The organism is Kitasatospora herbaricolor (genome assembly GCF_030813695.1).
Classification (GTDB): domain Bacteria; phylum Actinomycetota; class Actinomycetes; order Streptomycetales; family Streptomycetaceae; genus Kitasatospora; species Kitasatospora herbaricolor.
Window position 1 is genome coordinate 6,657,501 of sequence record NZ_JAUSVA010000002.1, and the last position, 12,285, is coordinate 6,669,785.

Genomic DNA, 12,285 nt, shown 5'->3' on the forward strand with positions numbered 1-12,285 from the left:
AGAAAACAACCGTGATTCCGGGAGTAGTGGCGAGCGAAACCGGATGAGGCTAAACCTGATACGTGTGATACCCGGCAGGGGTTGCGTATGAGGGGTCGTGGGAAAGTTCTTCAGTCGTCTGCCGGCGGCTGGGTGAGTCAGAAACCGTTGGTGTAGTCGAAGGACATGCGAAAGGTCCGGCGTAGAGGGTAAGACCCCCGTAGACGAAACATCAGCGGCTCACTTGAGCTTCTCCCAAGTAGCACGGAGCCCGAGAAATTCCGTGTGAATCTGGCGGGACCACCCGCTAAGCCTAAATATTCCCTGGTGACCGATAGCGGATAGTACCGTGAGGGAATGGTGAAAAGTACCGCGGGAGCGGAGTGAAATAGTACCTGAAACCGTGTGCCTACAAGCCGTGGGAGCGTCGGACAGTGGGCTTGCCTGCTGTCTCGTGACTGCGTGCCTTTTGAAGAATGAGCCTGCGAGTTTGCGGTGTGTAGCGAGGTTAACCCGTGTGGGGTAGCCGTAGCGAAAGCGAGTCCGAATAGGGCGTTTCAGTTGCATGCCCAAGACCCGAAGCGGAGTGATCTAGCCATGGGCAGGTTGAAGCGGAGGTAAGACTTCGTGGAGGACCGAACCCACCAGGGTTGAAAACCTGGGGGATGACCTGTGGTTAGGGGTGAAAGGCCAATCAAACTCCGTGATAGCTGGTTCTCCCCGAAATGCATTTAGGTGCAGCGTCACGTGTTTCTTGCCGGAGGTAGAGCACTGGATAGGCGATGGGCCTCACCGGGTTACTGACCTTAGCCAAACTCCGAATGCCGGTAAGTGAGAGCGTGGCAGTGAGACTGTGGGGGATAAGCTCCATGGTCGAGAGGGAAACAGCCCAGAACACCGACTAAGGTCCCTAAGCGTGTGCTAAGTGGGAAAGGATGTGGAGTCGCAGAGACAACCAGGAGGTTGGCTTAGAAGCAGCCACCCTTGAAAGAGTGCGTAATAGCTCACTGGTCAAGTGATTCCGCGCCGACAATGTAGCGGGGCTCAAGCACACCACCGAAGTCGTGTCATTGCAGCAACAGGGCCAACGCCTGCTGTGATGGGTAGGGGAGCGTCGTGTTCCGGGTGAAGCAGCGGAGGAATCCAGTTGTGGACGGGACACGAGTGAGAATGCAGGCATGAGTAGCGATACAAGAGTGAGAAACTCTTGCGCCGATTGACCAAGGGTTCCTGGGTCAAGCTGATCTGCCCAGGGTAAGTCGGGACCTAAGGCGAGGCCGACAGGCGTAGTCGATGGACAACGGGTTGATATTCCCGTACCCGCTTTGAAGCGCCAACGTCGAACCTCTGAATGCTAAAGCCGCGAAGCCGGCCCGGAGTCTTCGGACAATGGGACGTGGTGGAGCCGCTGACCCAACAGGGTAGTAGGTGAGCGATGGGGTGACGCAGGAAGGTAGTCCAGCCCGGGCGGTGGTTGTCCCGGGGTAAGGGTGTAGGACGTTGCGTAGGCAAATCCGCGCAACACATAGTCTGAGACCTGATGCCGAGCCGATTGTGGTGAAGTGGATGATCCTATGCTGTCGAGAAAAGCCTCTAGCGAGTTTCATGGCGGCCCGTACCCCAAACCGACTCAGGTGGTCAGGTAGAGAATACCGAGGCGTTCGGGTGAACTATGGTTAAGGAACTCGGCAAAATGCCCCCGTAACTTCGGGAGAAGGGGGGCCGGAACTGGTGATCGGATTTACTCCGTGAGCTGGGGCCGGCCGCAGAGACCAGCGAGAAGCGACTGTTTACTAAAAACACAGGTCCGTGCGAAGCCGTAAGGCGATGTATACGGACTGACGCCTGCCCGGTGCTGGAACGTTAAGGGGACCGGTTAGTCGAGATTCGTCTCGGCGAAGCTGAGAACTTAAGCGCCAGTAAACGGCGGTGGTAACTATAACCATCCTAAGGTAGCGAAATTCCTTGTCGGGTAAGTTCCGACCTGCACGAATGGCGTAACGACTTCTCGACTGTCTCAACCATAGGCCCGGTGAAATTGCATTACGAGTAAAGATGCTCGTTTCGCGCAGCAGGACGGAAAGACCCCGGGACCTTTACTATAGCTTGATATTGGTGTTCGGTTCGGCTTGTGTAGGATAGGTGGGAGACTTTGAAGCAGCCACGCCAGTGGTTGTGGAGTCGACGTTGAAATACCACTCTGGTCGTGCTGGATGTCTAACCTGGGTCCGTGATCCGGATCAGGGACAGTGTCTGGTGGGTAGTTTAACTGGGGCGGTTGCCTCCTAAAGAGTAACGGAGGCGCCCAAAGGTTCCCTCAGCCTGGTTGGCAATCAGGTGTTGAGTGTAAGTGCACAAGGGAGCTTGACTGTGAGACCGACGGGTCGAGCAGGTGCGAAAGCAGGGACTAGTGATCCGGCGGTGGCTTGTGGAAGCGCCGTCGCTCAACGGATAAAAGGTACCCCGGGGATAACAGGCTGATCTTCCCCAAGAGTCCATATCGACGGGATGGTTTGGCACCTCGATGTCGGCTCGTCGCATCCTGGGGCTGGAGTAGGTCCCAAGGGTTGGGCTGTTCGCCCATTAAAGCGGTACGCGAGCTGGGTTTAGAACGTCGTGAGACAGTTCGGTCCCTATCCGCTGTGCGCGTAGGAATATTGAGAAGGGCTGTCCCTAGTACGAGAGGACCGGGACGGACGAACCTCTGGTGTGCCAGTTGTCCTGCCAAGGGCATGGCTGGTTGGCTACGTTCGGGAGGGATAACCGCTGAAAGCATCTAAGCGGGAAGCCTGCTTCGAGATGAGTATTCCCACCTCCTTGAGAGGGTAAGGCTCCCAGTAGACGACTGGGTTGATAGGCCGGATGTGGAAGCCCTGTAAGGGGTGGAGCTGACCGGTACTAATAGGCCGAGGGCTTGTCCTCAGACGCTCGCGTTCACTGTGTGGTTCCCGGGTAGCGAACAGCTATCGCCGGTGACGGACCGAAGTATCGGTCCAACCACGATAAAGAGACACCTCTTAACTAAAAAGTGTGTTTCGCTGAATACCCGATAGGGTTTCGGTGGTCATAGCACGAGGGAAACGCCCGGTTACATTCCGAACCCGGAAGCTAAGCCTCGTTGCGCCGATGGTACTGCAGGGGGGACCCTGTGGGAGAGTAGGACGCCGCCGAACAATCATTCAAAGGCCGTGGCCCCAGCGATTCGCTGGGGCCACGGCCTTTTTGTTTTTCTCGAACGCAGGTAATCCGGCTCCTCGGGACCTCCGCCCAGACGCGGGGTCGTCCCGGATGCCGGACAATGGAGATGGTGCGCGGCCACGAGGCCGGCATCGAACCGCTCCGGGCGCTGGTGTCGCCCGAGGTAGCGGTGGAGCTGAAGTAGCAGAAGGAGTCACCACGATGCCGAACCCGCCCCAGGACCGACCCGATCGCCGCCCGGACGACGGCCGCGGCTACGAGCCCCGGTCCCGCGGTGGCTTCAACCGTGATGACCGTGGCCCGCGTCGCGATGACCGTCCCTCGGGCGGTGGCTTCAACCGTGACGACCGTGGCCCGCGCCGGGATGACCGTCCCTCGGGTGGCGGCTACAACCGTCCGTCCGGCGGCGGTTTCAACCGTGATGACCGTGGCCCGCGTCGCGATGACCGTCCCTCGGGTGGCGGCTACAACCGTCCGTCCGGCGGCGGTTTCAACCGTGATGACCGTGGCCCGCGTCGCGATGACCGTCCCTCGGGCGGTGGCTTCAACCGTGATGACCGTGGCCCGCGTCGCGATGACCGTCCCTCGGGTGGCGGCTACAACCGTCCGTCCGGCGGCGGTTTCAACCGTGATGACCGTGGCCCGCGTCGCGATGACCGTCCCTCGGGCGGTGGCTTCAACCGTGATGACCGTGGCCCGCGTCGCGATGACCGTCCCTCGGGCGGTGGCTTCAACCGTGACGACCGTGGCCCGCGCCGGGATGACCGTCCCTCCGGCGGCGGTTTCCGTCGTGACGACCGTCCGTCCGGTGGCGGTTTCCGTCGCGACGACCGTCCCTCGGGTGGCGGTTTCAACCGTGACGACCGCCCCTCCGGCTTCAACCGTGACCGTGACGACCGCGGCCCCCGCCGTGACGACCGTCCCTCCGGCGGCGGCTACAACCGTCCGTCCGGCGGCGGTTTCAACCGTGACGACCGTGGCCCGCGCCGGGATGACCGTCCGTCGGGTGGCGGGTTCAACCGTGACCGTGACGACCGTGGCGGCTTCCGCCGTGACGACCGTCCGTCCGGTGGCGGTTTCAACCGTCCCTCGGGCGGCGGTTTCAACCGTGATGACCGTGGTCCGCGCCGTGACGACCGCCCGTCCGGTGGTGGCTTCCGTCGCGACGACCGCCCCTCGGGTGGCGGTTTCAACCGTGACGACCGCCCCTCCGGCTTCAACCGTGACCGTGACGACCGCCCCTCCGGCTTCAACCGTGACCGTGACGACCGCGGCCCGCGCCGTGACGACCGTCCCTCCGGCGGCGGCTACAACCGTGACCGTGACGACCGTGGCGGCTTCCGCCGTGACGACCGTCCGTCCGGTGGCGGTTTCAACCGTCCCTCGGGCGGTGGCTTCAACCGTGATGACCGTGGTCCGCGTCGTGACGACCGTCCGTCCGGTGGTGGCTTCCGTCGCGACGACCGCCCCTCGGGCGGTGGCTTCAACCGTGATGACCGTGGTCCGCGTCGTGACGACCGTCCGTCCGGTGGTGGCTTCCGTCGCGACGACCGCCCCTCGGGTGGCGGTTTCAACCGTGACGACCGCCCCTCCGGCTTCAACCGTGACCGTGACGACCGCGGCCCCCGCCGTGACGACCGTCCCTCCGGCGGCGGCTTCCGTCGCGACGACCGCCCCTCGGGTGGCGGCTTCAACCGCGACGACCGTGGCGGCCGGCCGTACGAGAACCGTGGCGAGAGCCGCGGGGGCGGGCGCTTCGAGGGGCGCCGGGAGGAGTACCGCCGCGACGACCGTGGGGGCTACGACGACCGTCGTGGCAACTACGAGCCCGTCAAGCGGCTGCCGATCCCCGAGGACGTCACCGGCTTCGAGATCGACGCCGACGTGCGCCAGGAGCTCAAGAGCCTGCCCAAGACGCTGGCGGACGACGTCGCCCGCAACCTGGTGATGGTGGCCCGCCTGCTCGACACCGAGCCGGAGGAGGCCTACCAGTACTCCCGCGTCGCGCTGCGGCTCGCGTCCCGCGTCGCCGCCGTGCGTGAGGCGGCCGGGTTCGCCTCGTACATGACGCAGCGTTACTCCGAGGCGCTGACCGAGTTCCGCGCCTCCCGCCGGATGACCGGCCGGGTGGACCTGTGGCCGGTGATGGCCGACTGCGAGCGCGGTCTGGGCCGCCCCGAGCGCGCGCTGGCGATGGCCGGCGAGCCCGAGGTGAAGCAGCTGGACAAGGCCGGCCAGGTCGAGATGCGCCTGGTCGCCGCCGGTGCCCGTGGCGACATGGAGCAGTTCGACGCCGCCGTGGTCACCCTGCAGAGCCCCGAGCTGGCCTCCAACTCGGTGCACCCGTGGAGCGCCCGGCTGCGGTACGCCTATGCCGAGGCCCTGATCGCGGCCGGCCGGGCCGACGAGGCCCGCGACTGGTTCGCCAAGGCGGCCGACGCGGACACCGACGGTTCGACCAACGCCTCCGAGCGGCTGGCCGAGATCGACGGCCTGGAGTTCGTCGACGCCCTCGACCCCGACCTGGACGTCGAGGAGGGCGAGGAGTCCGAGGACGAGGCGCAGGCCGAGGACGAGGCTCCTGCCCGGTCGCGCGGCAAGGCCCCCGCGGGCGGCGTGCCGGACGAGCGGGAGATCTTCGAGGACGAGGAAGACGTCGAGGAGTACTACGACGAGGACGACCTGGAGATCGACGAGGACTTCGACGGCCGCGCCCCCCAGCGCGCGGAGCAGGCGGACGAGCGCGACGAGCGCTGACCGGGCGGATCTGACGAGAAGCCCTGCCGCACCCCACTCGGGGTGCGGCAGGGCTTCTCGTCGTTCCGGGGCGGGGCCGCAATGCCCGCCCCGGCGTGCGCAGGCCGCCCGGCGGTTGCCCGCCCCCCGCTCAGCCCAGTTCGAGGCTGCGGATCACCAGCCCGGTGGCCGGCTTCGGGCCGAAGGAGGTGGACTTGCGGGGCATCGTGACGCCCTGCTCGGCCAGCCGCCGCACCACGCTCTCCTTGACCGGGTGCAGCAGGACGGCCGTCCCGCCGGTACGGGCGGCCTCCCGCTCGGCGCCGGCGGCGGTGTGCAGGTAGCCGATGTCGTCCGGGCCGTCGGGGACCTGCCAGATGTGCTCCAGCAGGGTGGAGTGCAGGACCGTCGCGTCCAGGTGACGCCACTCCTGCGGCTTGTCCTGCGGCACGGTCGCGTCCAGCAGGGCCTCGTCCGGCTCGCCGATCAGCCAGAACTGCCCGTCCCCGCCGGTCAGGACGAAGCCGTTGCCGCCGTGCCGCTTGAGTTCCGTGAGGGCCTCCAGGGCGCCGGTCAGCGGCCCCGCGACCTCCTTGACCTGCCAGTGGTCGCCCAGGAGCTCCAGCGCCTCGGTGACCGGCAGGCGGTAGAGCACCCGGTGGATCGCGCGGACCCGCAGCGGGTAGCGGGCGGTGTCGACCAGCAGCACCAGCCCGCGGTCCCATGGGCTGCGGGGCAGGTGCCGGTGCTCGCGCTGGAGTCGCAGGTACATCTCCCAGCGGTGGTGGCCGTCGGCGATCAGCGCCCGGCAGGTGGCCAGGTCGCGGGAGACCTCGGCGAGGTCGGCCGGCGCGGTGACCGCCCACAGTCGGTGATGGGTGCCGTCGGTGGTGGTCGTGGTGAGCAGCGGTTCGCCGAGCACCGCGCGTTCGATCACACCGGCCGCGCCGCCGTTGCCCCGGTAGGTGAGCAGCAGCGGTTCGAGGTTGGCGCGGGTGGTGCGCATCAGGCCGACCCGGTCGGCGACGGGTTTGGGCATCACGTCCTCGTGCGGCAGCACGACCCCGCCCTCCGGGCCGCTGACCGCCAGCGCGCCGATCAGGCCGCGCTGCACCCGCCCCGGGCCGGTGCCGTCGTCGCCCGCCCGCTGCTCGTAGACGTACAGAGCGGGCGCGGGGTCGGGCACCAGCACGCCTTCGCGCCGCCAGGCCCGCAGCAGTCTCGCCGCGTGGCGGTAGCGGGTGTCGCGGTCGGGCCGGTCGCCGGCGTCGTCGGGCTCGGGACGCGGCAGGATCAGCCGTACGACGTTGTGCGGGTCGGCCGTCTCCAGGTCGAGCCGGCGGCCGGGATCGACCACGTCGTACGGGGGTGAGGTGACGGCGGCGAGCGTGCCGACCCGGTCGGGGTCGTACCGCAGGCCGCGGAAGGGGGACAGGGACAGCCCTGCGGTGGCGACGTGCCCGGGATCGCCGGGGCCGCCCTGCGGAGACTCCGCTCCGCTTTCTGCACTGGGTGCACTCATTCTGGGCATCGTAATCGGGTACGCGTTGTTGAGAGATCGGAACACCCGGCCGACCGGCAGGTCGGGGAGTGGGACGGACCGGGAGCGAGGTACGGGATGAGCGACGGGCAGGAGCGGGTCGGCGGCGGCGGACCCACCGACGGCGGGGGCGGGGCGCCCGAGCAGGGGCGGCCGGGCGAGCCGACGGGCGATGTGTACGACTGGTACCGGCGTGGTGCCAAGCTGCTGGCGGAGGGCCATCCCGGGGCCGCGGTGCAGTTGCTGTCCCGGGCGGCGGCGGCCGAGCCGCAGTCGCACAGCATCCGCGAGGCGCTGGCCAGGGCGCAGTTCGACGCGGGTTCGTACGCGGCCGCGCTGGAGAACTTCCGGGCGGTGGCGATGGCCGACCCGTCGGACGACTACGCTCGGTTCGGCTGGGGCATCTCGGCCGCCCGGCTGGGCGACTTCGAGACCTCCGCCAAGCACCTGGCGCTGGCGGTGGCGATGAGCCCCGGAACGGCCCACTACCGGGCCGCGCTCAAGCAGACCCGGGCGACGCTGGCGGCCCGGGCGGGGGCCTACGGGCCCCTGCTGCCCGGGGCGCCCGGCTACCCGGGAGCCGAGGCCGGAACCGAAGCCGGAGCCGAGGCCGTCCAGCTGGACGCTCCGGACGCTCCGGGCGGCGGGGCCGCGGCGGGCACGGGCCAGGGCACGGACAAGGCCGGCAATGGCGCGGGCGACGCGGAGCTGACGGACGACGAGGAAGAGCACGAATGAACGACACGGCAACCACCGCCCGGCGCACCGTACCGGCCGGCAGTGACCGCCCGCTGACCGAGGCGTACGACACCGCCCTGCTCGACCTCGACGGGGTGGTGTACGCCGGCCCGCACGCGATCGCGCACGCGGTGGAGTCGCTGGACGCGGCCCGGGCGGCCGGGATGCGCCTGGCCTACGTCACCAACAACGCCTCCCGTCCGCCGCAGGTGGTGGCCGGCCACCTGACCGAGCTGGGGGTGCCGGCCGAGGCCGGGGACGTGATCAACTCGGCGCAGGCGGCGGCCCGGCTGGTGGCGGACAAGGTGCCGGCCGGCTCCAAGGTGCTGGTGATCGGTGGCGCCGGGCTGGTCGAGGCGGTGGCCGAGCGCGGGCTGGTCGCCGTCCGTTCGCTGGACGAGGAGCCTGCCGCGGTGGTGCAGGGGTACGACCCGTCGGTGGGCTGGGCGCAGCTCGCGGAGGCCTCCTACGCGGTGCAGCAGGGGCTGCCGTGGGTCGCGTCCAACACCGACCTGACCATCCCGACGGCCCGCGGCATCGCTCCGGGCAACGGGACGCTGGTGGCGGCCGTCCGGGCCGCGACCGGGGTCGAGCCGGAGGTGGCGGGCAAGCCGATGCCGCCGATGCACCGGGAGACGGTGCTGCGGACGGGCGCGGAGCGGCCGTTGGTGGTCGGCGACCGCCTCGACACCGACATCGAGGGCGCCCACAACGGCGGGGTGGACAGCCTGCTGGTCTTCACCGGTGTCACCACCCCCGCGCAGCTGCTGACCGCGCCGGTCGAGCACCGGCCCACCTACCTGGCCGAGGACCTGCGCGGCCTGCTGCTCGCCCAGTCGGCGGTGGAGCCGGCGGACGGCGGCGGCTTCGCCTGCGGCGGGTGGACGGCCTCGGTCGCGGAGGGCCTGCTGCGGCTCGACGGGGTCGGCGAGGACCGCTACGACGGGCTGCGGGCGCTGTGCGCGGCGGCCTGGACGGCGCTGGACGGCGGCGCCGGTGTGCCGGACGGGCGCAAGGCCCTGGCGGACCTCGGGTTCTGAGTCCGCGGGCCGCTTGTCGCAGGATGCCCGGCGGGGCTCGGGGGACCGGGGACCGCCGGGCGTTCGCGTTCCCGGCAGGGCGGGCAGCCGGCCGGCCCGTTCCTGGCAGCGGCTGCCGGGGCGCGGCGGCCCGTGGGCTCAGACCCGTGGGCTCAGAGCAGGGTGCGCAGCCGGAGCAGGTCGCGGAAGCCGGCCTCCAGCTTGACCCGGCCGCCGGCCCAGGCCGAGGCGAAGTTCAGCCGGCCGCCGACCAGGGCGACCAGGTCGTCGCCGGACATCGCGAGCCGGATCTCGGCCCGCTCGGCGGGCCTCCCGGGAGCCTCGGTGACGTCCTGGATCCGGCCCTCGCGCAGCCGGCCGTGGAAGGTGATGTCGAGATCGGTGATCCAGCAGGTCAGGGAGCGGTCGAGGGCGGCCGCCTTGCGGACGTCGCCGGTGGAGTTCGCCATGTTCCGGCTGAGCTGCTCCAATGCCTCGCGGCACTCCTCGGCGTTGGCCATGGCTGCTGTCCACTCCTGCTTCTGCGGTTCCGGGAGCCTCACGCTATCGCAGCCCGGTGGGGGGATCGCCTGCAGCGGGCCGGGGCACCTTGGCGGTAGCGTCGTCAGTGGGCGCCGGTCCGGTCCGGGGTCTTCCATGACGGAGTGATGCTCGAAGGAGGCGCCCGGATGCTTCGGGACACGGTGCGGGGATTTGTCACGGTCGCCTCCGGGCTGGCCGAGGAGGCCGGCAAGCGGGTCGTGCTGACCGCCGCCGAACTGCTGGAACGCAGTGGGATCGATCTGGCCGAGGTCGAGCGGAAGGCACGCGCGGCCGGCCAGTTCCCGCCCTCGGTCAAGTCGCTGCAGACCCTGGCGGAGGAGGCCGTCACCGCCGGCCGCGCCGGTTTCGACCTCGCCACCGGAGTGGCCCGCAGCGAGGTGGAGAAGGCCTTCGAGAAGGTCGGTGACCAGGTGACCAAGGTCGGCGTCGTGCTGGCCTACCTGGAGAGCAGACTGCGGGACGTCGAGGAGGACGACGCCCCGGCGGCGCGGCCGGCCGACAAGAACGGCGCGGCCGCGGCGCGGGCGGACGGGCTGTTCGGCCACGGCTGGGAGCAGGGCGGCGGGTCGTCGGACACCGGCGGCCGGCCGGGCGAGCCGATAGTGGCCGAGCGGGTGCCGGTGGACGACGGCGGGTCGCCGGAGCCGGCCGGCGAGGACCGGACCGGCGAGGCCTGGACCCCGGAGGGGGCGGAGGCCCCGCAGCCGCCGGCCCCGACGGCGCCGGCGAAGCGCGCGGCGGCCGGGAAGGCCGCCCGGAAGACGCCCGGGAAGCCGGCGGCCAAGGCCGGGACGGGCGGCGCGGCCGCGGCCGGGCGTCCGGCGGCGAGGACGGCGCCCGCGAAGCAGGCCCCCGCGAAGCAGGCAACCGCCAAGGGGACGCCCGCCAAGGGGACGCCGGCGAAGGGGACGCCCGCCAAGCAGGCGTCGGGCAAGGGCCCGGCGGCCGGGGGCGCCACGCCGGACAAGGCGGCCCCGGCGAAGAAGGCCGCCGCCGCGAAGAAGCCGGCCGCGAAGAAGGCCGCGGGCAAGAAGACCACGGTCACCAGGACGGCGTCGGCCGGCCAGCCGACGGCGAAGAAGGCGACTCCGGCGGCCGGCGCGACCAAGCGGGCGGCGACCAAGCGGACGACCGTACGCCGGACGACCAGCAGCAAGGGCCCCGATGCCTGACCCCGCCGCGCTCCCCGGGACCGCACCCGAGGCCGTTCCCGCTCCCGCAGCCGGGTCGCCCGCCCCAGCCGCGACGGCCGGCCGGGACGCCGAGGCGCGTCCGCTCGGCGTCGAGTTCACCCCGACCGGCGATCCGGCGGTGGACGCGGCGCTGGGCCGGCTGGAGGCGCTGGACGGGGTCCCGACCGAGGGGCACCTCCCGGTGTACGAAGATGTTCATCAGCGGCTGGGGGAGACCCTCGCCGCGCTCGACCGGTCCTGAGGCCGGCCACGGGCCCGGATCGCGGCGGCCCGGCCGTCCCCTCGGCCGTCCGGCACGGGCAGTTCTCCGAGCAGTCCGTCCGAGCAGTCCGTTCGAGCAGTGAGTTCGAGCAGTCCGTTCAAGGCAGTTACAAGGCAGTCCGTTCAAGCAGGCGACACCTGGCAGCAGCACACCGCGGTGGACGGCGCGGTGGGCGGCGGCAGGCAGCGGTAGGAGCTGAAACCCAGTGGCAGTGGCACGACGCCGACTCGACGCGGAGCTGGTCCGCCGCAAGCTGGCCCGGTCGCGCGAGCACGCGTCCGAGCTGATCGCGGCCGGCCGGGTGACCGTCGGCGGCACCACCGCGACCAAGCCGGCGACCCAGGTCGAGACCGCGGCGGCCGTGGTGGTCGCCAAGGACGAGAACGACCCCGACTACGTCTCGCGCGGCGGGCACAAGCTGGCGGGCGCCTTCGCGGCCTTCGGCCCGCAGGGCCTCGTGGTGGCGGGCCGCAGGGCGCTGGACGCCGGCGCGTCCACCGGCGGCTTCACCGACGTCCTGCTGCGGGCCGGCGCCGCGCACGTCCTGGCGGTGGACGTCGGCTACGGGCAGCTCGCCTGGTCGCTGCAGAGCGACGAGCGGGTCACCGTGATGGACCGCACCAATGTGCGAGAGCTGAACCTGGAGCAGATCGGCGGCAGGCCCGTCGACCTGGTCGTCGGCGACCTGTCCTTCATCTCGCTCGGGCTGGTGCTGCCGGCGCTGGCGGCCTGCAGCGCCGAGGACGCCGACCTGGTGCTGATGGTCAAGCCGCAGTTCGAGATCGGCAAGGAGCGGCTCGGCAGCGGCGGGGTGGTCCGCAGTCCGGAGCTGCGGGCCGAGATGGTCCGCCGGGTGGCCGCCCAGGCCTGGGCCCTCGGGCTGGGGGTGCGGGCGGTCACCGCCAGCCCGCTGCCCGGCCCGTCCGGGAACGTCGAGTACTTCCTGTGGCTGCGCCGGGACGCCGCGGAGCTGGACCCGGCCGAGGCGGACCGGGCCGTCGCGGAGGGCCCCGGATAGGGTGCTCTGCGGACGTCCGGCCGCCATGCCGAGTGGCG

Annotated in this window: 8 protein-coding genes and 2 rRNA genes (1 of these 10 cut by a window edge); 8 read left to right on the plus strand and 2 right to left on the minus strand. The window is 70.1% G+C overall.

Features of this window, described 5'->3' with window-relative positions; all coding sequences use genetic code 11:
* The 3 genes from J2S46_RS29260 to J2S46_RS40930 form a co-directional block, all read left to right on the plus strand.
* Positions 1-2,901: ribosomal RNA gene (locus tag J2S46_RS29260) — 23S ribosomal RNA — on the plus strand (it extends 221 nt beyond the left edge of the window).
* Positions 2,902-3,035: 134 nt separating this feature from the next.
* Positions 3,036-3,152 (plus strand): 5S ribosomal RNA (rrf, locus tag J2S46_RS29265).
* 226 nt (positions 3,153-3,378) lie between these two features.
* Entirely contained in the window at positions 3,379-5,934 is a 2,556-nt protein-coding gene (locus J2S46_RS40930; protein WP_370882258.1) for a tetratricopeptide repeat protein, read from the plus strand.
* 130 nt (positions 5,935-6,064) lie between these two features.
* On the opposite strand, the gene J2S46_RS29280 is transcribed toward J2S46_RS40930, so the two are convergent.
* Positions 6,065-7,435, minus strand: a complete 1,371-nt coding sequence (locus J2S46_RS29280; protein ID WP_191293138.1) for a DUF1015 family protein — start codon at positions 7,433-7,435, stop codon at positions 6,065-6,067.
* A 96-nt stretch (positions 7,436-7,531) separates the two neighbouring features.
* Here J2S46_RS29280 and J2S46_RS29285 point away from each other — a divergent pair, with 96 nt between their 5' ends.
* The gene (locus J2S46_RS29285) at positions 7,532-8,191 is read left to right on the plus strand and encodes a tetratricopeptide repeat protein (RefSeq protein ID WP_191293137.1); all 660 of its coding nucleotides are present in this window, start codon (positions 7,532-7,534) and stop codon (positions 8,189-8,191) included.
* Positions 8,188-9,231, plus strand: coding sequence for an HAD-IIA family hydrolase (locus J2S46_RS29290; RefSeq protein ID WP_191293136.1), 1,044 nt, complete (start codon positions 8,188-8,190; stop codon positions 9,229-9,231). The genes J2S46_RS29285 and J2S46_RS29290 overlap by 4 nt, the downstream gene beginning before the upstream one ends.
* Before the next feature lie 152 nt (positions 9,232-9,383).
* Here J2S46_RS29290 and J2S46_RS29295 read toward each other — a convergent pair whose 3' ends face one another.
* Positions 9,384-9,731 (minus strand): sterol-binding protein, encoded by a 348-nt coding sequence (locus J2S46_RS29295; RefSeq protein ID WP_191293150.1) that lies wholly within the window; start codon positions 9,729-9,731, stop codon positions 9,384-9,386.
* A 168-nt stretch (positions 9,732-9,899) separates the two neighbouring features.
* On the opposite strand from J2S46_RS29295, the gene J2S46_RS29300 reads away from it, so the two are divergent.
* The 3 genes from J2S46_RS29300 (at position 9,900) to J2S46_RS29310 (ending at position 12,247) form a co-directional block, all read left to right on the plus strand.
* Positions 9,900-10,946: a hypothetical protein gene (locus tag J2S46_RS29300; RefSeq protein WP_191293135.1), complete on the plus strand. Its 1,047-nt coding sequence runs from the start codon at positions 9,900-9,902 to the stop codon at positions 10,944-10,946.
* Positions 10,939-11,208 (plus strand): hypothetical protein, encoded by a 270-nt coding sequence (locus J2S46_RS29305; RefSeq protein ID WP_191293134.1) that lies wholly within the window; start codon positions 10,939-10,941, stop codon positions 11,206-11,208. The genes J2S46_RS29300 and J2S46_RS29305 overlap by 8 nt, the downstream gene beginning before the upstream one ends.
* Before the next feature lie 232 nt (positions 11,209-11,440).
* On the plus strand, positions 11,441-12,247 hold the full coding sequence (locus tag J2S46_RS29310; protein WP_191293149.1) for a TlyA family RNA methyltransferase: 807 nt from the start codon (positions 11,441-11,443) through the stop codon (positions 12,245-12,247).
* The last annotated feature ends 38 nt before the right edge of the window (positions 12,248-12,285 follow it).

What these genes read in the sequence shown, in the direction of transcription:
- J2S46_RS40930 (WP_370882258.1), top strand. Translation starts at nt 3,379, where the DNA reads ATGCCGAACCCGCCCCAGGACCGACCCGATCGCCGCCCGGACGACGGC.
- J2S46_RS29280 (WP_191293138.1), bottom strand. Translation starts at nt 7,435, where the DNA reads ATGAGTGCACCCAGTGCAGAAAGCGGAGCGGAGTCTCCGCAGGGCGGC.
- J2S46_RS29285 (WP_191293137.1), top strand. Translation starts at nt 7,532, where the DNA reads ATGAGCGACGGGCAGGAGCGGGTCGGCGGCGGCGGACCCACCGACGGC.
- J2S46_RS29290 (WP_191293136.1), top strand. Translation starts at nt 8,188, where the DNA reads ATGAACGACACGGCAACCACCGCCCGGCGCACCGTACCGGCCGGCAGT.
- J2S46_RS29295 (WP_191293150.1), bottom strand. Translation starts at nt 9,731, where the DNA reads ATGGCCAACGCCGAGGAGTGCCGCGAGGCATTGGAGCAGCTCAGCCGG.
- J2S46_RS29300 (WP_191293135.1), top strand. Translation starts at nt 9,900, where the DNA reads ATGCTTCGGGACACGGTGCGGGGATTTGTCACGGTCGCCTCCGGGCTG.
- J2S46_RS29305 (WP_191293134.1), top strand. Translation starts at nt 10,939, where the DNA reads ATGCCTGACCCCGCCGCGCTCCCCGGGACCGCACCCGAGGCCGTTCCC.